Origin of the sequence: Vibrio sp. OPT46 (assembly GCF_015163535.1) — a bacterium.
Lineage (GTDB): Bacteria > Pseudomonadota > Gammaproteobacteria > Enterobacterales > Vibrionaceae > Vibrio > Vibrio alginolyticus.
Window position 1 is genome coordinate 3470 of sequence record NZ_JADDYG010000490.1, and the last position, 539, is coordinate 4008.

The window sequence follows — 539 nt, forward strand, 5'->3', positions numbered from 1 at the left end:
AGTTTTATCCGCTCTACCAATAGAGCGAAGGACAAAGTGTCTAAAGGCTGGGATTTCCAAAAAGGACTTTGTTGACTCATTCATCTTAGCAATATGAGCCAAGACAACCTCATTGGTGATGCTACTGAGAGGGCTAAAGTTAGGTGTTAAAAGATCGTTCAGCTTTTGATAGCTCTGTACCCATTGTTTATCAAAAAGACAAACTCCAAGCTTCTCATAATGCTCTCTGTTATCAGCTTTTACCTCTAGGTAAGGAACTTTCCCTCCGGAAGCTAAGTCTTGTAGCGTGCAAGCTCTAGAGCCACTAATTTTGTAAACCGGAAGCGACACCAAAAGTTGCTTTACTTTGTCCGTTAGTCGTTCGGTTTCACCAGAGCGGCGAATCAAATCAACTACTTCATCAAACCAATCTAGGTCTACTGACTCTGAGGTCATCATTTCTGATAACAGTTTTAGTTTGTTTTCTAAAGTTGAGATTAACCAGGGCTTAGGCATTTCCTTCAGTTCAAGGTCATACAAACTTTGGTCAACAAACTTAG

The 539-nt window shown here is 40.6% G+C and carries 1 protein-coding gene; it reads right to left on the reverse strand.

Annotated elements, in window-relative coordinates; translation table 11 throughout:
* Positions 1–539 (reverse strand): hypothetical protein (locus tag IQR33_RS20665; protein ID WP_193844004.1); only part of this gene is annotated, 539 nt, incomplete at both ends.